19 protein-coding genes are annotated in these 20,098 nt (G+C 73.8%); 5 read left to right on the forward strand and 14 right to left on the reverse strand.

The window, feature by feature from the left end:
* Nucleotides 1-15: 15 nt before the first annotated feature.
* Nucleotides 16-519 (reverse strand): MarR family winged helix-turn-helix transcriptional regulator, encoded by a 504-nt coding sequence (locus tag OG505_RS10020; protein ID WP_405432737.1) that lies wholly within the window; start codon nucleotides 517-519, stop codon nucleotides 16-18.
* A gap of 68 nt (nucleotides 520-587) precedes the next feature.
* Here OG505_RS10020 and OG505_RS10025 point away from each other — a divergent pair, with 68 nt between their 5' ends.
* Nucleotides 588-1,820: an MFS transporter gene (locus OG505_RS10025; protein ID WP_405432738.1), complete on the forward strand. Its 1,233-nt coding sequence runs from the start codon at nucleotides 588-590 to the stop codon at nucleotides 1,818-1,820.
* A 22-nt stretch (nucleotides 1,821-1,842) separates the two neighbouring features.
* Here OG505_RS10025 and OG505_RS10030 read toward each other — a convergent pair whose 3' ends face one another.
* Nucleotides 1,843-2,034 (reverse strand): DUF397 domain-containing protein, encoded by a 192-nt coding sequence (locus OG505_RS10030; protein WP_405432739.1) that lies wholly within the window; start codon nucleotides 2,032-2,034, stop codon nucleotides 1,843-1,845.
* Nucleotides 2,025-2,795 carry a Scr1 family TA system antitoxin-like transcriptional regulator gene (locus OG505_RS10035; protein WP_405432740.1) on the reverse strand — a complete coding sequence of 257 codons (771 nt, stop codon included), beginning with the start codon at nucleotides 2,793-2,795 and terminating at the stop codon, nucleotides 2,025-2,027. Before OG505_RS10035 ends, OG505_RS10030 begins: the two co-directional genes overlap by 10 nt.
* A gap of 198 nt (nucleotides 2,796-2,993) precedes the next feature.
* Here OG505_RS10035 and OG505_RS10040 point away from each other — a divergent pair, with 198 nt between their 5' ends.
* Nucleotides 2,994-3,257: a flavin reductase gene (locus OG505_RS10040; protein ID WP_405432741.1), complete on the forward strand. Its 264-nt coding sequence runs from the start codon at nucleotides 2,994-2,996 to the stop codon at nucleotides 3,255-3,257.
* Here OG505_RS10040 and OG505_RS10045 read toward each other — a convergent pair.
* Nucleotides 3,254-3,823 (reverse strand): GNAT family N-acetyltransferase, encoded by a 570-nt coding sequence (locus OG505_RS10045; protein WP_405432743.1) that lies wholly within the window; start codon nucleotides 3,821-3,823, stop codon nucleotides 3,254-3,256. The two genes, OG505_RS10040 and OG505_RS10045, sit on opposite strands and share 4 nt — an antisense overlap.
* 128 nt (nucleotides 3,824-3,951) lie before the next feature.
* Entirely contained in the window at nucleotides 3,952-4,983 is a 1,032-nt protein-coding gene (locus tag OG505_RS10050; RefSeq protein ID WP_405432744.1) for an aldo/keto reductase, read from the reverse strand.
* 110 nt (nucleotides 4,984-5,093) lie between these two features.
* Here OG505_RS10050 and OG505_RS10055 point away from each other — a divergent pair, with 110 nt between their 5' ends.
* Nucleotides 5,094-6,647, forward strand: coding sequence for a glycosyltransferase family 39 protein (locus OG505_RS10055; RefSeq protein WP_405432746.1), 1,554 nt, complete (start codon nucleotides 5,094-5,096; stop codon nucleotides 6,645-6,647).
* Between the two features lie 59 nt (nucleotides 6,648-6,706).
* On the opposite strand, the gene OG505_RS10060 is transcribed toward OG505_RS10055, so the two are convergent.
* Complete coding sequence (locus OG505_RS10060; protein WP_405432748.1) at nucleotides 6,707-7,501, reverse strand: hypothetical protein; 795 nt, start codon at nucleotides 7,499-7,501, stop codon at nucleotides 6,707-6,709.
* A gap of 458 nt (nucleotides 7,502-7,959) precedes the next feature.
* On the opposite strand from OG505_RS10060, the gene OG505_RS10065 reads away from it, so the two are divergent.
* Both OG505_RS10065 and OG505_RS10070 read left to right on the forward strand, forming a co-directional pair.
* Nucleotides 7,960-10,758, forward strand: a complete 2,799-nt coding sequence (locus OG505_RS10065; RefSeq protein ID WP_405432749.1) for a LuxR C-terminal-related transcriptional regulator — start codon at nucleotides 7,960-7,962, stop codon at nucleotides 10,756-10,758.
* A 177-nt stretch (nucleotides 10,759-10,935) separates the two neighbouring features.
* Nucleotides 10,936-11,472 carry a hypothetical protein gene (locus OG505_RS10070; RefSeq protein WP_405432750.1) on the forward strand — a complete coding sequence of 179 codons (537 nt, stop codon included), beginning with the start codon at nucleotides 10,936-10,938 and terminating at the stop codon, nucleotides 11,470-11,472.
* Here the strand turns inward: OG505_RS10070 and OG505_RS10075 are convergent.
* From OG505_RS10075 to OG505_RS10110, 8 genes are read right to left on the reverse strand one after another with little or no spacing between them, the layout of a single operon-like run.
* Complete coding sequence (locus OG505_RS10075) at nucleotides 11,459-12,043, reverse strand: NAD(P)H-dependent oxidoreductase (protein ID WP_405432751.1); 585 nt, start codon at nucleotides 12,041-12,043, stop codon at nucleotides 11,459-11,461. The genes OG505_RS10070 and OG505_RS10075 overlap by 14 nt on opposite strands.
* Entirely contained in the window at nucleotides 12,040-13,212 is a 1,173-nt protein-coding gene (locus OG505_RS10080; protein WP_405432752.1) for an LLM class flavin-dependent oxidoreductase, read from the reverse strand. Before OG505_RS10080 ends, OG505_RS10075 begins: the two co-directional genes overlap by 4 nt.
* 4 nt (nucleotides 13,213-13,216) lie before the next feature.
* Complete coding sequence (locus OG505_RS10085; protein ID WP_405432753.1) at nucleotides 13,217-15,997, reverse strand: cytochrome P450; 2,781 nt, start codon at nucleotides 15,995-15,997, stop codon at nucleotides 13,217-13,219.
* A gap of 3 nt (nucleotides 15,998-16,000) precedes the next feature.
* Nucleotides 16,001-16,759, reverse strand: coding sequence for a class II aldolase/adducin family protein (locus tag OG505_RS10090; protein WP_405432755.1), 759 nt, complete (start codon nucleotides 16,757-16,759; stop codon nucleotides 16,001-16,003).
* Complete coding sequence (locus OG505_RS10095; RefSeq protein ID WP_405432756.1) at nucleotides 16,752-17,444, reverse strand: 2-hydroxychromene-2-carboxylate isomerase; 693 nt, start codon at nucleotides 17,442-17,444, stop codon at nucleotides 16,752-16,754. Before OG505_RS10095 ends, OG505_RS10090 begins: the two co-directional genes overlap by 8 nt.
* The gene (locus OG505_RS10100) at nucleotides 17,444-18,352 is read right to left on the reverse strand and encodes an acyl-CoA thioesterase (RefSeq protein WP_405432757.1); all 909 of its coding nucleotides are present in this window, start codon (nucleotides 18,350-18,352) and stop codon (nucleotides 17,444-17,446) included. The genes OG505_RS10095 and OG505_RS10100 overlap by 1 nt, the downstream gene beginning before the upstream one ends.
* Nucleotides 18,349-19,158 (reverse strand): alpha/beta fold hydrolase, encoded by an 810-nt coding sequence (locus OG505_RS10105; protein WP_405432758.1) that lies wholly within the window; start codon nucleotides 19,156-19,158, stop codon nucleotides 18,349-18,351. The genes OG505_RS10100 and OG505_RS10105 overlap by 4 nt, the downstream gene beginning before the upstream one ends.
* Nucleotides 19,155-20,015, reverse strand: coding sequence for a beta-ketoacyl synthase N-terminal-like domain-containing protein (locus OG505_RS10110; RefSeq protein WP_405432759.1), 861 nt, complete (start codon nucleotides 20,013-20,015; stop codon nucleotides 19,155-19,157). The genes OG505_RS10105 and OG505_RS10110 overlap by 4 nt, the downstream gene beginning before the upstream one ends.
* Nucleotides 20,016-20,098 lie beyond the last annotated feature (83 nt).

Here is a 20,098-nt window from a genome sequence, read left to right on the forward strand (position 1 = left end):
ATCATCAGCCCCCGGTCAACGGCTTTCCGGCTGGTCGGCGACGAGCAGGACCCGGCGCAGCAGGTCGGAGAGCTGTCGCCGTTCGGTCGGGGTCAGCGCGCCGAGCAGCCGGTGCTCCTCGGCGCCCTGGACCTCCATCGCTCCGCGCCACGCGGCCTCACCGGCGTCGGTGAGCTCCACGTCCACCCGGCGACGGTCGACGGTGGACGGGATGCGGCGCACGAACCCCCGCCGGAGCAGGGTGTCGACGCGCGCGGTGATCGAGGCGGGCGCCACGGACAGGTCCGCGGCGAGATCCGAGGGAGCCGCCCGGCCCCGCCGGCCGGCCAGGGCGTGCAGGGTGTCGTACTCGTGCGCCGGCAGGTCGAAGTCGGCCAGGACCCGATCCTTGACCGCCCGCAGGTGCCGGGTCAGGCGGATCATCCGGACCACCGTGCCCTCGATGTCCGCGTCGAGGTCGGGCACCACGGGCAGCCAACGCTCGACGTGCCGGTCGACGGCGTCCGGAGTGTCGGTCACGACGTCAGCTTAGCTCACCAACGAAATATTCATTGCCGAAAGGTTTGGTGCCGAAGTACATTGCGGGTGTGGCTCATCCTCTGCGCACCCGCCCCTTCCGGCTGCTTTTCCTCGGCCGTACCGTCTCGGCCGTCGGGGACGCGGTGGTGCCCGCCGCGCTCGCGCTGGCCGTGCTGCGGGCCACCGGCTCCACCGGGGCGTTGGCCGTCGTCCTCGCCGCGGCGCTGGTCCCCCGGCTGCTCCTGCTGCCGCTGGGAGGCGTCGTCGCCGACCGGTTCGCCGCTCGCCGCGTCGCCCTGCTGGCCGACCTGGTCCGCTGCGCGACCCAACTCGCGATCGGCGTCGAGTTGCTCGGCGGCGAGGTGTCGCTGACGACCGTCGTGGTGGCCTCCGCGCTCGGCGGCACCGCGTCGGCGTTCGCCGTCCCGACCGCGTCTCCCCTGGTCGCCGGCACCGTCGCGCCCGCCGAGCGGCAACGGGCCAACGCCCTGATGGGAGTCACCGCCAACGCCAGTCGGCTGCTCGGCCCGGCGTTGGCCGGCGCGCTGATCTGGGCCGCCGGGCCCGGGTGGGCGTTCGTGATCGACAGCGCGTCGTTCGCGCTCAGCGCCGCCCTGCTCGCACTGGTGCGGGTCCGACATGTGCCGGTGCCCCGCCGCTCCGTCCTCGTCGACCTGCGGCACGGCTTCGGCGAGGTGCGCGCCCGCGACTGGTTCTGGACGAGCCTGCTCGGGCACGGCGTGTGGAACGGCGCCGCCGCCGTGCTGATGACCCTCGGCCCGGCCGTCGCCATTCACCGCCTCGGCGGGGAGGCGACGTGGGTGCTGCTGTTGCAGGCGGGCGCGATCGGCATGCTCACCGGCTCGCTGCTGGCCGGGCGGGTCCGGCTCCGCCGGCCGGTGCTGCTGGCCAACCTCGGGCTCGCCACCTACGCCGTGCCGCTGTTCCTGCTCGCCGTCGCCGCGCCCGCCCCGGCCGTGATCGTCACGTACGCCGTGGCGCTGACCGCCCTCGGCTACCTCAACCCGGTCTGGGAGACCGTCGTGCAGCACCACTTCGCACCGGAGGTCCTGGCCCGGGTCACCTCGTACGACTGGCTGGTGTCGCTGGCCGCGATGCCGCTGGGCTACGCGCTGGCGCCGTTGGCCGCCGACGCGTTCGGCGCACCCGTACCCCTGGCGGTCGCCGGCCTGCTGGTCCTCGCCGCCTGCGCCGGCACCGCGCTCGTGCCCGGCGTACGCCGGCTCACCTGGCCGCCGGCCCCCCAACCGCAACCGGCCGAACCGGCCGCCGTGCGCTGACCCGGTCGGGCGATGTGGGCGGTCAGCGGGCGTCGCGGGCCATGGCGACGAAGCTGCGCCACGACTGCGGGTTGAACGTGAGCGTCGCGCCGTCGCGATCCTTCGAGTCCCGCACGAGGACCACGCCCGGGAGATTGTCGGCGACCTCGACGCAGTCGCCGCCGTTGCCGCCGCTCTTCGTGCTCGTGCGCCACTGCGCCCCGGTCAGGTCCATGATGCCGCCGCTTCTCTGAGAAGGTCCAGGGAACGCCCCCGGGGCAGTGCCTCGCCGCGAATGCGCTCCCACCGCCGCTCCAGGCTAACAAGCTCCGATGTCTGATCGAGGATCTGCGCCTGCGCGGCGCTGTCGACGTGCGCGACCCGCGAGCCGTCCGGCAGGTCGGCGATGGTGAACGGCCCGTCGAGCCCGGGATAGCTGGGCGCGTCCGCCGGGACGATCTGGAGCTGGACGGTGTCCGTCTCGACGTACCCGAGCAGGTGCGTGAGCTGCGCCGCCATCAACGCGCGGTCGTCGCCGACGCGCCGGCGCAACACCCCCTCGTCCAGCACGGCGATGAGCAGCGGCCCGTCGCCCTCCCGGTCGAGAATCGACTGCCGGCTGATCCGCGCCCCGGCGAACTCGTCGACCGCCTCTGGCGTCAGGACCCCGCCGGCCAGGGTCGCCCGCGCGTACGCCTCGGTCTGGAGCAGCCCCGGCACCCACGCCAACTGGAACGACCGCAGCGTCAGCGCCTCGCGTTCGAGGTCGACCCAGGGTCGGAACCACACCGGCTCGCGGCGCCGGAGGGCGTCCGGCCACAGCGCGTCGGCGTCGCGGGCCAGCAGCTCCGCGACGGTCGCGCGGTGTCGACTCTGGGGAACGTGGCCCGGGTTCGCCCACCGGGCCACGGTCTTCGGGTGCACACCGATCCGATCGGCAAGGCTCTCGGCGGTGTGGCCCGCTTCGGCGAGCGCTGCGACAAAGGCGTGATTCATGCCGTCCCTTCCCTGGGGCAAATGGGCTGCGCCAAGGAGATTACGTAACGCTGTGTGGTTGTCCAGAGACTCCCGGCAAAGTGGGGTATCGACGGCGCGGCCGGCAGGGACCCGAACCCGGCGGACGCGTTCGTGGCGGGGCCGCTTGCGCGACCGCAAGCGGCCCCGCCTCCAGCAGCCGAGCCAGGAGGAGGACCCGTGCCACACACCGAAGGAAAGGCCAGGAAGTCGACGCACTCCCCGTTACGCCCGTCGTGGCGCTGCCCGGTCTGCGGCATCCTCTGGCCGTGCTCGGCCGCGAAGCTGCGCCTCCTCGGCGAATACCGTGAGGATCGTCCGGGTCTGTTGAGTCACCTGGCGACGGTGCAGCAGCAGGCCGAAACCGACCTCACCGCGCTCAACCCCGATGTGGCGCTACCCGATCTGACGCCGCGTTTCGTCGGCTGGGCGCAAGCCCGCTAAGCCAGGCGGGCGTGCAGGTGCATGTCGTGCCAGCCGTCGGCGTGGCGCACCGACTCGCGCGCCACGCCCTCCACGGCGAAGCCGGCCCGCGTGGCCACCCGGCACGACGCCGCGTTGGCGGTGGAGTGCTCCAGGGCCAGCCGGTGCAGCCCCACCCCGAAGCTCCAGCGGGTCAGTGCGAGCAGCGCGTCGGTGGCGAGGCCCGTGCCGCGCGCGGCGGGCAGCACCCAGTACGACACGTCCGCCGACGCCTCGGCGAGCAGCACCCGCCGCAGCCCCACCTGACCGAGCGGCCTGTCGTCGGCGTCGACGATCGCCCAGCTCGCGTCCGTCTCGTCGCGCCAGCGGCCCGCCCACTGTGCCGTCCACGCCCGCGCCTCGGCGTCGTCGTCCAGCCTGCGAACGTGCCACCGCTGGATCGCCGGGCACTCGAACGCCGCCCGCACGAGCGGGGCGTCCTCGTCGCGCCACGGCCGCAGTGTCAGCCCGGGGCGTACCTGAAGGTGGGGTTGCTCCTGGGCGGCGAGGCGCCCGGCGGGCACGGCGGGCGTGACGAGCAGCGGCATCGGTCCATTATCGAGCAGGCGGCCTCACTTTCCGGTCGGGCCGCCCGCCAGCTCGGCGACCACGTCGAGGTGGCCCAGGAAGACCTCGGTGCGGCTGCCGGCCGGGGTGGTGGGTTCGGGGAACGCCGTCATGAGCCGGTCGGTAGGTCACGGCCACGCTGGCGCACACCCGCGCCGCCGTACGGGTAGTCGCCCACGAGCGGGGCGCTCGCCTCGTCCAGCAGCCGCATCTGCTCGGCGTCGAGGACCAGGTCGGCGGCGGTCAGGTTGTCGTCGAGCTGCTCGGTGGTCCGCGCGCCGAGGATCACCGAGGTGACCGCCGGTCGGGCCGCCAGCCAGGCCAGCGACACCGCCGACATGGAGGCGCCGTGTTCCCCGGCGACCTGGCGGACCGCGTCGAGCACCCGCCAGGTGCGCTCCTCGGCATTGCGACCGGCGTACGCCTCGACGCCGCGCTGCGGGTTCTCACCGAGCCGCGTCGCCCCGGTGGGCGTGGTGTCGCGCTGGTACTTGCCGGTCAGCCAGCCGCCGCCCAGCGGGGACCACGGCAGGATGCCGATGCCCTCGTTCTCGCAGACCGGCACCAGCTCGAACTCGATCTCCCGGGCCAGCAGGTTGTACTGCGGCTGGAGGGTCACGATCGGGGTGAGGTTGAGGTGCTGGGTGAGCAGGGCGGCCTTCTGCAACTGCCAACCGGTGAAGTTGCTGACCCCCGCGTAGTGGATCTTGCCGGCGCGGACCGCGTCGTCGAAGAAGCGCAGCGTCTCCGGCAGCGGGGTCAGCGGGTCCCACGCGTGCGCCTGGTAGAGGTCGACGGCCTCGACCCCGAGCCGCCGGAGGCTGGCCTCCAGGGCACGGGTGAGGTGCACGCGGGACAGGCCGGCGTCGTTCGCCCCGGGGCCCATCGGGAACCGGCCCTTCGTGGCGATGACCAGGCGGTCGCGCAGGTCGGGACGGGAACGCAGCCACCGACCGACGATCTCCTCGGAGACGCCGGTGGAGTAGACGTCGGCGGTGTCGAGGAAGGTGCCGCCGGCCTCGACGAACCGGTCGAGCTGGGCGAAGCTGCCCTCCTCGTCGGTCTCCGCGCCGAAGGTCATCGTGCCCAGACACAGGGTGGACACCACCGTGCCGGTGGCGCCCAGAGTGCGGTATCGCATGTCGTCCTCTCGGTCCGAGTTACCAAGCTGATCTTCGCACCTGGCCAGACCACCTGCACCCGCAGGCACCGGGGCACCCACGCGGCGGCTTCGCGGGCGATGATGAGTCGGTGAGCGAGCCCGCCATCGACATCAAACGACCGCACCGGCCGGCACGGTCGTCCGCGCCGGCCGAGCTGCCGAAGCCCGGTCCCCGTGCGCTCGGCCCGTGGCTGGTCGCCGCCGCGACCAGCGTGACGCTGCTGCTGCTCGCCGGCCGCTACGGCTATCACCGCGACGAGCTGTACTTCCTGCTCTGCGGCCGGCACCTGGCCTGGGGCTACGTCGACCAGGGCCCGCTGGTCCCGGCGCTGGCCCGGCTTCTGGACACGATCGCGCCGGGCAACCTGGTGGTGCTGCGTACGCCGTCGGCGCTGCTCGCCGGCGTCGCTGTCCTGCTGGTCGCCGCCATCGCCCGCGAGCTGGGCGGTGGCCGGGGCGGGCAGACCTTCGCCGCGGTGCTGGCCGCGCTGTCCGGCATCGTGCTCGCCGGCGGGCACCTGCTCAGCACCACGACCGTCGACCTGCTGGTCTGGCTCGCCGTGGCGTGGTTCGCGGTGCGGCTGCTGCGCACCGGGGACAGCCGGTGGGCGCTCGCGCTCGGGCTGGTGCTCGGCGTGGGCATGCTCAACAAGCTGCTGCCCGCGTTGCTGGCCGTGGGTCTGCTCGCCGGGGTGGTGATCGCGGGGCCGCGTCGGCTGCTGCGCGACAGGTGGGTGCTCGCCGCCGCCGGGACCGCCGTGCTGCTGGCCGCGCCGAACCTGATCTGGCAGGCCGCGCACGGCTTCCCCCAGCTGGGTGTGGCGGCCTCCATCTCCGGCGGCGACAGCTCCTACAGCGGTCGCCTCGACGCGCTCACCCTTCAGCTCGTCATCATCAGCCCGTACGCCGTGCCGATCTGGATCGCCGGCCTCGTCGCGCTGCTGCGCCGGCCGGCGTGGCGGGCGTACCGCGCGGTGGGTTGGGCCTGGGTGGTCGTTGTCGGCATCGTCCTGGTCGCCGGCGGCAAGGGTTACTACGACGCGCCTCTGCTGCTGGTGCTCACCGCCGCGGGCGCGGTGGTGACCGCCGCCTGGGCGTCGCGTGGCGCGGCGTGGCTGCGTCGCGGGGTGCTCGCGGTGGGCGCGGTGCTGTTTCTGCTGCCCACCGTCGTGCTGTTGCTGCCGGTGCTGCCGGCCGATCGGCTGCCCAGCTTCGTGGTCGACGTCAACTACGACGCTGGCGAGACCATCGGCTGGCCGGAGTTCGCCGACTCGGTGGCCACCGTCCATCGCGGCCTGCCACCGCAGGAACGCTCGCGGGCGGTCATCCTCACCGGCAACTACGGAGAGGCCGGGGCGATCGCCCGCTACGGGCCGGCCCGGGGGCTCCCCCGGGCATACTCCGGGCACAACAGCATGGTGGATTTCGGCCAGCCGCCCGCCGACGCGGACGTGGCGATCGTCGTCGGCTGGGAGCGCCCCGACGCGCTGAACGCCTGGTTCCGGGAGTGCACGCCCGCCGGGCGGGTGGATCAGCGCGTCGAGGTGGACAACGACGAGAACGGCGGCCCGATCCTCGTGTGCCGGGGGCTGCGGCGGCCGTGGGCGCAGATTTGGGACACCGAGGTACGCCACACCGGGTGAGCGCGGTCAGCCGGAGCTGTCGCCGGTGAGCGACCCCGGCCGGCAGGTCGCGCGCTCGTTCACCTCTTCGGGCGGACCGGCCCGGGATGCTGGACGCTCAGGTGCGAGCGGGGCGACCGGCGCGCTCCGGCCCGGCGCCGGGACAGTGAGCGGATCAGGCCGGCGTGCACCCGCTGCTCGTCACGGGTGCTGAGCCCGAGCTGATTGTGCAGCAGGTGGACCAGGTCGAAAGTCATCCTGCCGTCGTATCCCGGTGCGCGGCGGCACGCCTCCAGCAGATGTGACCAGCAGGTCAGCGGGTGGCGTTCGGTCTTGAGCGCGGTGGCGATCCGCTGCCAACGGACGCTCGGCAGGGCGGCCACGGCCTCGGACGTGACGAACTCGCTGTCGCCCCGCAGGGCGGGGCAGGTGTGCACGGCCGCCACCATCGCCAGGTCCACGGCGGCGCCGAGGCGGGCCTGCCGCCCCGGGGTCATCCCGATCAGGTCGACCGCCACGTCGACCAGCCGTGGATCGCGCGCTGGCGGAGCGGCGAGGTGCGGCACGTGCACGGGGCCCTCCGCCCCGACCGCCACGCAGAGCCCGGCCAGTCGGGCCGCCAGCAGGCGCGGGGTGCTGCCGAGCAGGTGCAGACAGACCACCCGTGGTGACTGCCGGGTGAACGACCAGGCGGACAGCTCACCGACAGCCTGCAAACCGTGCAGCAGTGGACTGATGCCCCGGGTGAGGAACGCGTCGGCCACCGCGGCCCGCGGCGGCAATAGACACTGGAATGCGTGCCATCGTTCCGACTCGCTCAGCATCACCTCCGCATCTGACGAATTGTCCAGATAGGAGCGATAATGAACGGTCATCCGAAGTCCCCCCAGAAGGCGTCGCACCGCCGGGGTCGACATTAAGCGACGGGGAACGATGCGACAGTAGGGGAAACCCCACATTGTCGTGAACTCACCGCAACCGCCAGTGTGCGCTGTGTCAAGAACCAAGTCCGCTATTTCGGTTTTTGGGCAGCAACATTTGCTCTCTTCGACAATAGGACCAACCGGTTCCGCGATCGCAGTTCTTGTCGGGCGGACCTAGAGTTGCATCTGCCGCTCGCCCGAGCGCCGGCAATTGGCGCCGCCGGCATCGGGCACGCCGAGAGGCCCGAACGGGACAGATCCTGGGGGTGGCAGTTGAAGCTGGGCCAACACTCGCCGCATTCTCGCGTCCGACCAGGCCGTCGGGGCGCCGCCGGGCCGTGTCCGACCACGACCGACCGATGGCGTACGCCGACGAGTCACGGCGCCCCGGCGCCCGTCGTGGGGCGCCGATGAACATCAGCGAGGAGGAGTTCGCCCCGCCGCCGTCCGGCGACCCTCTCGACCCCCTGGTCGGGCGCAACTGCGCGCTCGACCTGTTCGACCGCGCCCTGGCCGGGGTCCGCGACGGCCAGCCCGCCATGATCGAGTTCGTGGGTGACCCCGGCACCGGCAAGACGCGGTTGCTGCGCGAGGTCGCCGCGCGAGCCCGACGAGCCGGGGTGCCGGTGCTCGCCGCCGCCGGCCGCGACGGCCACCAGGTCGGGCAGGCCCTCGCCGCGCTGACGGATGAGCCGTGCGAGGCGGTCCGCGCCGGTGGACCGCTGCTGCTGCTCCTGGACGACCTGCACACCGCGTCATCCGCGACGGCCACGCTGCTGCGTCGGCTCGCGCAGGCGCCGCCCCGGCGCCTGCTGTGGGTCACCGCGTACCGGCCACGGCAGATGCCGTCCTGCGTGACCACCGCGCTCGCCGCCGGCATCCACCTGAGCCGCCGGGCGGTCGCCCTGACACCGTTGGATCCGGCCAGCGTCGCCGCGCTGCTCGGGCTGGTGGAGGGACGTGCCGCCCAGCGGGTGCACGTGCTCTCCGGCGGTGTTCCCCGCTACGTCCTCGCGTACCGCCCGGGCGCACTGGACGGCCCGGTCGCCGCCCTGCGGGGCCTGCCCGCCGAACTGCCCGTCGAGGTCACCGGCGCGGTTCAGCTCGACCTCGACGCGCTGACCGACGAGCAACGGCAGATGCTGGCGGCCGTCTCGGTGTGCCCGGACGGCTTCGAACCGGCGCTGGCGGCGGCGCTCGCCGACCGCGGCCCCGAGGTCACCAGTGACCTGCTCGACGCGCTGGTGGCCGTCGACCTGCTGCGGACCGACCCCACCGAGGCGTCGACCCTGCGGTTCCGTCACGAGGTGGACCGCACCGTGGTGTACCGCGCGTTGTCCCCCGGCCGGCGGCGACGCCTGCACGCGACGGCGGCCCGCGTCCTGCGCGAGCTCGGACACCCGGTCACCCGGTACGCCGAACATCTGTCGGCCAGCGGGCAGTGCGCCGAACCGGCGACCGCGGACGCGCTGATCGAGTCCGCGGAGAGCGGCCTCGTGCCCCGGCTCGACGCGATCCGGTGGTTGACCAACGTCCAGCGGCTGCTGCCTGCCGCCGAGGTCACCGAGCCACGTCGTACGCGGCTGGAGTTCGCGATGGCGGACGCGCTGATCGGCGCGGGTCAACTGCGCCAGGCCCGCACCCTGTTGCAGGAACTGACCCGCCGCCCTCTCGCGAACTGCGACCAGCGGCTGCGGGCGGTGGCCGCGCGGGCGCGGGTGGAGCGCCTGCTGGGCCGGCCGTTCGACGCGTACGCGCTGCTGCTGCCGTACCGGGACGGGCCGGTGGAGCCGCACAGTCGCTTCCTGCTGACCGTCGAGGCGGCGATCGCTGGCGCCCTCTGTGGAGCGCCCGACGCGGCCGAACACGCCCGGAGTCTGAGCCCGCTGGCGGAACGGATCGGCTCGGCGGTCTGCTCGACCACGGCCGCGGTGGTGCAGTCGTTCGTGGCCGTGTACACCGACTGTGGGATCCGGGTGCCCGAGACGCTGGACCGGGCGTCGTCCGAGGTGGACGCGTTCGCCGACACCGACCTCGCCCGGCACCCGGACCTGTTGGCCCTGCTGGGCTGGGCCGAGTACTTCCACGAACGGGAGCGCTCGGCCCTGCACCACTTCGACCGTGCGCTGGACATCTGCTGCCGGGCGGGTCTCGTGGCGCTGACCCCCTGGCTGCTGGTCGGCCGTTGCGCGGTGACCGCCCGACTGGGCAGCCTGGAGCGGGCCCGGGTCGAGGGTGAGGACGCCGAGGAGGTGGCCGTCGCCATGGGCATCGACCCGCTGGTGTCGCTGGCCCGCGCGTACCGGGCCATCGCGGTGGCCTGGCGCAGCGGCCCGAAGGCGGCCCGCCACCTGGCCGACACCGCCGTGCTGGACGCCAGCACCCGCCGCGAGAACTGGTACGACGGGGCGAGTCAGCGTGTGTCGGTGCGTCTGCGTTTCCTTGCCGGGGACCGGGCCGGCTCGACGTCGACGTTGCTGCGCGCCTGCGGTGGGGATGGTCTCGACCGGGTCGAGGTGACCAACCGGGCCTGCTGGGCCTCGGCCCTGGCCGAGATGGCCCACAAGGCGGGTCGGTGCGACGAGGCCGCGCGCTGGTTGGACGTGGCCGAGGGGTACGCCGGGCGGCTGGGGCTGCGGGGGCAGAGCGCGTTGACCCGGATCGCCCGGGCGCGGCTGACCCTGGAGGCGGATCCGCGCTGCGCCGCGGAGCTGGCCGCCGTGGCGGCGGACTCCTTCGCGAGTCTGGGGTGGAGGCTGGAGGAGGCGTCGGCGCGGTTGGTGCGGGCGCGGGCGCTGTGCGAGGCCCGGGAGTGGTCGGCGGCGGAGGTCGAACTCGCCGAGACCCGCCGCATCGCGGAGCTGGTCGACTCCCCGCCGCTGCGCCGCTCGGTGGCCGGCGAGCAGAGCCGCGCGGCCGGGGCCGCGGGCCGTCTGCCGGCCGCGGCCACGGGTGGGGAGCTGACCCTGACGCGGCGGGAGTGGGACATCGCCCGACTGGTGGCGGCCGGTGCGAGCAACGCCGAGGCGGCGGACCAGGTGTACGTGACCGTCAAGACGGTGGAGGCGCACCTGACCCGGATCTTCCGCAAGACGGGGGTGTCGTCGCGGGCCGGGCTGGCCGCGTTGCTGGTGTCCCGGGCTGTCGGCCCGCGATCCTCTACCGACGATCGAGGGTCTGGGTCCCGCAGAGCCCGATTTGACCGGTGATGCCCACAATAAAACGGAGATGAAGGATAGGCGTCCCGTGGCGAGTGTCGGATATCTCGCCTTCTGCCTGCGGGGATCTGATATCTTGTCTCCCACCACTGGTCAAACCCGACAGGGTTGACCCGGGGGCCGGAAGCCGCACTGGCTCGCCCGGAGATGCGCAGGGAAGGCATCGTCGTGAGTCAATACATCATCACCATCGTGCCCGTGGAGGACGACGGTGAGGAGATCACCGGCCCGGTGGCCCAGACCGTCGTCCGTCTGGAGACCGGCAACGGCCACCCGGTCGTGCGAGAGCTCACCGTCCGCGCACCGCAGAGCGCCGGTCTGACCGGCGAGCTGCCGTACGTCGACTTCGATGCCCTGCTGCGCGCCTTCATCCCCCCACAGGACCGGGACCGGAGTCGCGCCGAGGCCACGCCCCGTCCGGCCGTGACGGTCGGGCCGGTCCCCGCGACCACCGTCACCACCACCGCCGCACCCCGGCCGCAGCCACCCCGACCGGCCCGCCGGGCCGGCGAACCGGAGCGGCTCAGCCGACTCAAGGCCGGTCGCGCGTACCGCCGGGCACCCGACCCGGCGGACCTGGAAGCGGTCTACGAGCAGGTCGGCACGATCAGCCGCGTCGCCGAGCACTTCGACGTTCCGGTGCACACGGCACAGGGTTGGATCAGCCGAATGCGCCGCAAGCACGACGAGGTCAACGCCGGCTGACGCCCGGCTCGGCCGGCACCCCGGGCACCACGGCCAGGGCGTCCACCACCGCCGGCGTCGCCCGGTCCAGCCAGCGCTCGATGCCGACCTCCGCCGTGTCGAACTCGCGCTCCAGCACGCACAGGCCGGCCGTGGGCACGCACGCGCCCACCTCGGCCAGCAGAGCGCCCAGGTAGGTGTCGACGACGTGCCGGTGACCGGACCGGGCGGCGGTCATCAACGGCACCGCCACCACCCCGGTCAGCGCACCCCGGGGCAGCACGTCGACGAAGAGCTTCAGCAGGCCGCTGTACGCCGCCTTGAACGTGGGGCTGGCCACCAGCAGCAGCCCCGGTCGGCGTACCGCCTCCAGCACCTCGTCGAGGGTCTCCGGCCGGCTGCCCTGACCCACCAGCTCGGCCGTCAGCTCGGCCAGGTCGATCACCGTCGGCGCGGCGACGGGGGTCGGGCAGTGGGCCAGTCGGGAGTGCAGTGCCGCCGCGGTGGCCAACGCGACGGTCCGCGTACGGGAATGGGGTTTCGGGTTGCCGATCAGCGCGGTCATCGGCAGCTCCGCGACGGGCCCGGTCATCGGCCCACCGCCAGTTCCGGAGTCCGCCGGCCGTCCTCGGCGTGCGTGCCGGCCCCGTCGTCCGCGTCGGCCCCGCCACCCAGGAGGCCGTCGTGGCGCAGCAGCGGCAGCACGCCCTCGCCGAACCAGTACGCCTCCTCCAGATGCGGCTGCCCGGACAGGATCAGATGGTCCACCCCGGCGGCGTGGTACTCGGCGATCCGCTCCGCGACCTCCTCGTGACTGCCCACCAACGCCGCGCCGGCCCCGGGCCGAATCAGGGAGTAGCCCGCCCAGACGTTCGGGTACACCTCCATCCGGGCGTTGCCGTCCGCGTGCAGCGCCGCCGCCCGCCGCTGGCCCTCGGAGTCGGTGCGGGCGAAGCGCTGCCGAGCGGCGGCGATCCGCGCCTGGTCCACGCCGGCGAGAAGACGGTCCGCCTCGGCCCACGCCTCCCGCGCGGTGTCCCTGGTGATCACGTGGAGCCGACTCCCGGTGCGCAGCGTGCGGCCGACCTCCGCCGCCTGCTCACGTGCCCGGCCCAGCAGCTCGCCGAGCTGGGCCGGCGTCTCACCCCAGGCCAGGTACACGTCCGCGTGCCGGGCGGCCGCCCGCTGCGCCGCCGGCGAGGACCCGCCCAGGAACACGGCCGGAGCGGTGGTCGGCGGCCGGGCCAGCAGGGCGGACTTCACCCGGTAGTGCTCGCCGCTGTGGTCGACCGGTTGACCGGACCACAGTCCACCCAGGATGGTGAGGAACTCCTCCGCGCGGGCGTAGCGGGCGTCGTGGTCCAGCCAGTCGCCGTAGCGGCGCTGCTCGTCCGGGTCGCTGCCGGCCACGATGTTGAGCAGCACCCGGCCCGCCGAGACACGGTGCAGCGACGCGGCCATCTGAGCGACCAACGTGGGTGAGGCGAGCCCCGGCCGTAACGCGATCATGAACTTCAGCCGTTGCGTCTGCGCGGCCAGCGCGGACGCCACCACCCACGGGTCCTCGCAGAACAACCCGGCCGGCGTGAGCACACTGGTGAAACCCAGCCGGTCGGCGGCGCGCGCCACCTGCGCCAGATAGCCGATGTCCGGCGGGCGGCGGGTGATCCGGGCCGGCCGGCCTCCGCCACCGCGGGCGGGCTCGGCCAGGTCACGACCGTCTCCGTGCGTCGGCAGGAACCAGTGCAGGTCCAGTGGCATGGGGTCACTCCCCTTCCGGCGCGTCGTCGAAGCGCGCGGGCATCGCGGTGACGGCGTTCATGAAGTTGGTCCGCATCCGGCGTACCGGCCCGGTCAGTCGGAGCCGGGCCAGATGCGGACGGATCGCGGTGAGGAAGGCCGCCATCTCCAGCCGGGCCAGGTGCGCGCCCAGGCAGAAGTGCGGACCGATACCGAACGCCAGGTGCGGGTTGGGATCGCGGGCGAGGTCCAGCCGGTCGGGATCGGTGAACACGGCCAGGTCCCGGTTGGCGGAGGCGTAGTAGACGACGACCTTGTCCCCGGCGGCGATGCGGGTCCCGTCGAGGACCGTGTCGCGGGTGGCGGTGCGGCGGAACTGCATGATCGGCGTGACCCAGCGCAGCAGCTCCTCGACCGCGCTCGCGGTCAGGTCGGGCTCGACGATCAGCCGGTCCCGCTGCTCGGGGTGCTCCAGCAACGCCTGCACCCCGTTCGAGATGAGGTGCCGGGTGGTCTCGTTGCCGGCGATGACCAGCAGCAACCACAGCTGACACAGCTGCGCGTCGGTCAGGCCCCGACCGTCGGCCTCGGCGTGCACGAGCAGGCTCAACAGGTCGTCGCCGGGCGCGGCCCGTCGCTGGGCCGCCAGTTGCCGCACGTAGGAGAAGGCCGCCGCGAAGGTGTCCCGGTAGCGCTGCACGCTGCCACCGCCGTAGCGTGGATCGTCGAACCCGACCAGGTTGTTGCTCCACTCGAACAGCAGCCGGCGGTCCGCCCGTGGCACACCGAGCAGGTCGGTGAGGACGAGCAGCGGCAGCTCGGCGGCGAGGTCCGCCACCACGTCGATGTCACGCGCGGCCACCGCCCGGGCGACCACCTCCTCGGCATGGCGGTTCACCAGCTCACCGAGGCGGCCCACCGCGCGGGGCGTGAACGCCCCCGCCACCAGCCGCCGCACCCAGGCGTGCTCCGGAGCGTCCATGTTGATCAAAAGCTGCCGGTTGCGGTGCAGATCCTCCGGGGTCCGAGGATCGGCGAGGAACGCCCCGCCGGCCGCCGACGAGAACGTCGCCGGATCACGGGACACCGCCCACACCGCGGCGTGGCGGGTGACGGCCCAGAAACCCGGACCCCGGGAGCGTACCGACCGGTCCTGGTCGGTACGGGTCAGCTCGACCTCCTCGACCCAGGCCACCGGCGCCTCTCGTCGGCGGCGGGCGAACTCGTCGTGCGGCACGCCGGTCAGGAATGTCGCCGGGTCCGCGAGCAGACCCGGCGACACCGTGGCCGGCCGATAGCGGTCCCGCAACGCCCGGCGGGGCACCTTGCCGGTGGGCTCGCGCGGGATCCGGTCGACCACCTCGTACGAGCGCGGCACCTTGAAGCCGGCCAGGCTGATCCGGCAGTGCGCGTCGAGGGCCCGCTCGACGCCCTGGACCGGCCACGCCGGGTCGAGCTGCACCACCGCCCGAACCTGCTCGCCGAACTCCTCGTCCGGCACACCGATGACCACGCTGTCCTGCACGGCGGGGTGCGTCGACAGCACCGCCTCCACCTCGGCGGGATAGACGTTCACGCCGCCGGTGACAATCAGCTCCGCCGAGCGGCCGGTGAGGAACAGGTAGCCCTCGGCGTCCAGGTGGCCCAGGTCGCCGACGGTGAAGGTGTGCGGGGCGACGTGCGCCTGCTCGGTCTGCTCCGGAGCGTTGTGGTAGTGGAACCCCCGGCCCGGGGGCCGCCGCACGGCCACCCGGCCCTCCTGCCCGACGGGCACCGGCCGGCCCTCGTCGTCGACCACCACCACCTCGGTCGGCGGCGCCGGCCGGCCCACCGTACCCGGCCGGGCCAGCCAGGTGTGCGAGTCGGCGAGGGTGACGATGCCGGCCTCGGTCGCGGCGTAGTACTCCACGAACACCGGCCCCCACCACTCGATCATCGCCCGTTTGGTCTCCGGCGGGCAGGGGCCGCCGCCGTGCCAGATCCGGGCGAGGCTGGCGCCGGAGAACGCCGCCCGGGTCGCCGCGTCGACCCGCAGCAGGCGGATGAACTGGGTCGGCACCAGATGACTGATGGTGATCTTCTCGTCGTCGATCACGCGCAGCACCTCGACCGGGTCGAACCCGCGGCGCAGCACCAGCCCACAGCCGCGCAGCAGCGGAAACTGGGCGAAGAACAACTGCGCCGAGTGGTACCAGGGACCGACCAGCAGCGCCTGCCCCTGCGTCGGAATGCCCAGGCCGCCGCCGAGCGCCTCGGTGGTGGCGGTCACCCGGTCGATCGGGGCGCCCACCTTGAGCAGCGGGTTGACCACCCCCTTGGGGCGTCCGCTGGTGCCCGAGGTGTAGAGCAGCACGCCACCGGAGAGCGCCGGGACGCCTGGGCCCGGCGGCAGGTCGTGCACCGCCGTGAACCCGTCCCCGCCGTCGACCGTCACCAGCAGGTCGGGGCCACCCGGCGTACGCGCCACCGCGTCGCGCACCGTCGGCGCGTACGCCGCCTCGGTGAGCACCGCCCGTGCGCCGCAGTCGGTCAGGATGTGGGCGATCTCCGGCGCGGTGAGGTGCCAGTTGACGGGTACCGCCACCAGACCCGCGTGCACGCAGGCGAGCAGCGCCTCGAACGTCTCGTGCCGGTTGCCGAGCACGAACGCCACCCGGTCACCGACGTCCAGGCCGGCCCCGCGCAGCACGCCGATCCACCGGTCCACCGACCGGTCCAGCTCCGCCCACGTCCGGGTGGTCCGCTCGTCGGTCAGCGCGACGTCGCCGGCCCGGTCCCGGACCATTGTCTTCAGCAGCTCGGCCACTCGTCACTCCTGTCTGGGCGTGGTGCCGTGCGTGAGGTCGGGGCTGACGGCCAGGACGTGCTCCGCGACCGGCCGGAAGTTCAGCCGGGCGATCTGCGCGGTGCCGATGTCCGCCCGCGCCGCCCGGGCCGCGTCGGCCGGAATCACCACCAGCTCGCCGGCTGCCTGGGCGAGCAGCTGCACCTGGCAGCAACGGTCCATCGCCAGGAACCACCAGGCCGCCTCGGCCACCGAGCCGCCGACCGTCAGCAGTCCGTGGTTGCGCAGGACGACGGCCTTGCCGGTGCCCAGCGTCGCCGCGATGCGGTCACCCTCCGCGCCGTCGAGGACGACGCCGCCGTACTCGTCGTGGACCTCGTGGTCCTCGAAGAAGGCGCACGCGTCCTGGGTGATCGGCGCGAGCGGCCGGCCGAGCGCCGAGAACGCCCGACCGTGGATCGAGTGGGTGTGCGCGGCGGCCACCACGTCCGGTCGGGCCTTGTGGATGGCCGAGTGGATGGCGTACCCGGCGGGGTTGATCCGGCCGGACCCGTCGACCACGTCGCCGGTGTGGTCGACGCGCAGCAGGTCGTCGTCGCGCACGTGGGCGAAGTGCCGGCCGAACGGGTTGATCCAGAAGGTGTCCGGCTCGATCGGGTCCCGGGCGGTGACGTGGCCGCCGGCGCCCTCGTCGAACCCCGCGAGGGCGAACGCGCGAAGCGTGAGGACCAACTGCCGACGGCGGTGCGCGCGTTCCTGTTGCAGGTCTCGTCGCTCAGCCACAGCCGCCTCCGGTGTCGGTGTCGTACCCGCCCACGCCCGCCGGCACCGCGGGGGGCGCGACCGGCGTGCCGGTCCGCTCGGCGTACGCGGCGAGGAAGTCGTCGACCCGGTCCACGCCCCAGAACCGGTGTGGACCCAGCCGCAGGTAGGGAATGCCGAAGATGTCCTCCTCGTACGCCCGCAGCAGGCAGTGCGCCCCGGCCGCCCGGACGCTCTCGTCGTCCACCGCGCCGAGCACCACCGCCGGATCCACCCCGGCCCGCTCGGCCACCTCGGAGATCACCTCGGGGGTGCACACGTCCTCGCCCCGCAGCCAGCGGGAGGCGATCACCTCCCGGTAGAACGCCTCCCCCGCGCCCTGTTCCCGGGCGGCCAGCCAACCCAGGTGCGGGACCTCCCACCACGGGTCGATGTCGATCGGCCAGCGCATCGCCAGGCCCAGCCGCTGGGCCTGGCGCTTGGCGTCCTGGAGCAGGTACAGGTGCTTGGGCTTGCTCATCTGCACGTAGTGAAAGGCGCCGCCCCGGGCGGTGAGCGTCGCCTCGGTCCGCGCGTCCGGATCCCAGTAGGGGATGAACTCCAGCACCTCCTGCGGCCGGCCCAGCGCCCGGGTCAGCCGCTCCACGGCCAGCCAGCTGTACGGGCTGCGGAAGGAGAAGTACAGGCGGGGCTGCTTGGCGGCCATCACCGCCGCCCGCCGGTCAACGCCGCCACGGTGTCCCCGTCGAGGGTGGCGAGCCGGCCTGCCTCCGGGCCGCGGCTGACCGCGTACCCGTGCAGGATGCTGGCCGTCGCCACCCGGACCAGGCGACCGTCGCGCACGACGTGGCAGTCCATCCGCGCGTCGTACGTGACGTCCTTGAGCACGTCGGTGACGGTGAAGGTGACCCACACGGGCTCGTCGAGGTGGGCGTCGCCGAGCACCTCGATGCGGGCGCGGGAGACCACCGGGATCCAGCCCCGCTCGCGCAGCATCCGGCCCACCGACACACCCCGGTCGGCGAGGTAGCGGTCCACCACCTCCTCCAGCAGCCGGACGTACCCGGAGTGCTGCATCCGCTGCGAGTACTGGCAGTAGAAGTAGGGCACCCGCCACGGCCACACGAATCCCGCTCCGGCGGCGCGCAACGTGTCGGCCGGGTCCGCGCCGGCGGGGGCGCCCGGCTCGCCGGCGGCCGGCTCCTCGACCAGGCCGGCCAGCTCCGCCGACAGCGGCGCCGCCTGCGGTACGTCCGCCTCCCGCACCAGGGCCACCCGCACCCGGGCGCGGCACACGGTGACGTCGGCGTCGCGGCGCACACCCATCCGCACCGCGAACCGACCGTTGGCGGCGGGGGTCGCCACCACCGTCGCGGTGTCGTCGACGTCGAGGACGGCGGGCAGCAGCAACGAACAGTCCCGGATCGACAGCCCCACCCCGTGCTCGTGGTAGAGCCGGCCCGGGCCGTGCCCCCGCTCCCGGAACCACTGCAGCACACCCTGTTCCACCAGGTACGCGAAGTGTTTGAAGCCGATCCAGGTGCGGATGTTCGCGCCCTCGAACCCGGGCCGGGCCGACAGCGTCACGGATGCGTTCTCAACCGCCGTGGTCACGGCGTACCTCCTCGGATCGCGGGGTCGGGGCAGACCTTCTCGACGAAGCCCGCGACGTGTCGGGCCACCTCGGCCGCCCGGTCGAGATGACAGAAGTGGTGAAAATCCGGCTCCACGACGACGTGCGCGTCGGGAAGTTCGGCCCGCAGCGCGCCGACGCGCGGGCCGTCGAGGCCGGGGTCCCGGCCACCGGTGAGCACCATGGTCGGCACGGTCACCGCGTGCAGCGGCAGGCCGGCGGTCGCGGTGAAATGGTCGAACAGGGTGGTGAAGCCGACCGGCCCGATCCGGTCCACCATGATGTCCCGCATGGCGGTCAGGGTCTCCGCGTCCAGGTCGGCCAGCCGGGAGCCGAGGCGGTGGCGCAGCCCCTCGTCGATGATCTGGACGAAGTTGGCCTGCGCCCGCTCGTGCACCGCCCAGGTGATCGGCAGATCGGGCGGGCAGTAGAACGGCGCGATGAGCATCGCCCCGCGCGGCGCGACGTCCGGTTCGGTGGCGAGCATCTCCAGCACCGCGTTCGCGCCGAGCGAGTGGCCGACCACGACGTCGGGGGGCGTGGCCATGGCACGGACGGCGGCGGCGAGCCAGGCGCCCGGGGTGCCCCGACGCCGCCAGCGATGATCGGTGCCGGCCTTCCACGGCAGCTCGGCCGCGAGCAGCCGCCAGCCGGTGGGCAGCCGCTGCGCCAGGGATCGCCAACTGCGCCAGGCGTCGGACATGCCGTGCGCGAGCAGCACGGTCGGCGTCCCGGTGCCCGGGCCGGCGAGCCGGTGCACGGCGACCGCCGGTGGCGTGCCGCTCATAGCCGCGCCGCCCGGACGTCGAGTTCGCGCATGCCGTCGACGGAGTCGCCGCAGCGGACCGTGACGGTCGCGGTGGCGCCGACGAGGCGTACGGCCAGCGCCGTGTGCACGACCCCCGCCGCGCCGTAGTGGTCGCCCGCCACGGCGGCCGCGTCGAGCAGCAGTCCGCGTGGTGTGCCGTCGACGGGTACGCCCGCCCGCACGGGCCCCAGCAGGGCCAACGGATGCGGCGCGGCGTCGACCCGGCCGAGCAGCAGGCAGGCCGCCCCCGCGCGCAGCGGTCGGGCGGCGGTGGCGCCGTCCCGGGCGGCGTGCAGGGCCTGGGCCTGCGGGTCGTCCGGTTCGGTGCCGACCACGACGACCCGGTCGGCACGGCCGGTACGCAGCAGCAGCCCGGCCAGCCAGATCGCGTCCAGGCCGGCGGTGGCCCCGGAGCAGACGGTGAGGTTGGGGCCCCCGAAGCGGAACCAGATGGCGATCGCGCCGGCGATGACGTTGCTGGAGGCGTTCGGCGCCTCCAACGGGCCGACCTCGCGCGGGCCGCCCTCGCGCAGGCGGCGGGCGATGTCGCCGACGGTGGCGACGTTGCCCAGGTTGGAGCTGACCACCACGGCGGTACGCGGATCCGCCGGCCCGCTCGGGCGGGGCACCTTCGGCGCGCGGCCCAGCGCCCGATGCACGGCGCAGAGGGCGAGCCGGGTGGCCGGCTCCTTGGCCAGCAGACCCTTGCGGCCCAGCAGGTCGGCGGCGCGCTCGGGTGGGCAGGCGGGTTCCTCGTCGGCGACCCCCGCGCCGCCGACGCCGGCCGGCAGGTCGACTCCCGGCAGGTGCAGTGCCGCCGCGAGAACGGCGGCCACCGGTCGATCCGGGGCTGCCCCCGGTGGTGTGTCCGCAGTGGACCGATTTGGTCGGATCACCTGGCCCGGCCGGCGGGACGCGG

Source organism: Micromonospora sp. NBC_00617 (assembly GCF_045161355.1).
Lineage (GTDB): Bacteria > Actinomycetota > Actinomycetes > Mycobacteriales > Micromonosporaceae > Micromonospora.

Coding starts and splice junctions, on each gene's coding strand:
- OG505_RS10060 (WP_405432748.1), bottom strand. CDS start 7,501: ATGACCGTTCATTATCGCTCCTATCTGGACAATTCGTCAGATGCGGAG.
- OG505_RS10045 (WP_405432743.1), bottom strand. CDS start 3,823: ATGCCGCTGCTCGTCACGCCCGCCGTGCCCGCCGGGCGCCTCGCCGCC.
- OG505_RS10035 (WP_405432740.1), bottom strand. CDS start 2,795: ATGAATCACGCCTTTGTCGCAGCGCTCGCCGAAGCGGGCCACACCGCC.
- OG505_RS10080 (WP_405432752.1), bottom strand. CDS start 13,212: ATGCCACTGGACCTGCACTGGTTCCTGCCGACGCACGGAGACGGTCGT.
- OG505_RS10105 (WP_405432758.1), bottom strand. CDS start 19,158: ATGAGCGGCACGCCACCGGCGGTCGCCGTGCACCGGCTCGCCGGCCCG.
- OG505_RS10095 (WP_405432756.1), bottom strand. CDS start 17,444: ATGGCCGCCAAGCAGCCCCGCCTGTACTTCTCCTTCCGCAGCCCGTAC.
- OG505_RS10050 (WP_405432744.1), bottom strand. CDS start 4,983: ATGCGATACCGCACTCTGGGCGCCACCGGCACGGTGGTGTCCACCCTG.
- OG505_RS10065 (WP_405432749.1), top strand. CDS start 7,960: ATGAACATCAGCGAGGAGGAGTTCGCCCCGCCGCCGTCCGGCGACCCT.
- OG505_RS10075 (WP_405432751.1), bottom strand. CDS start 12,043: ATGACCGGGCCCGTCGCGGAGCTGCCGATGACCGCGCTGATCGGCAAC.
- OG505_RS10030 (WP_405432739.1), bottom strand. CDS start 2,034: ATGGACCTGACCGGGGCGCAGTGGCGCACGAGCACGAAGAGCGGCGGC.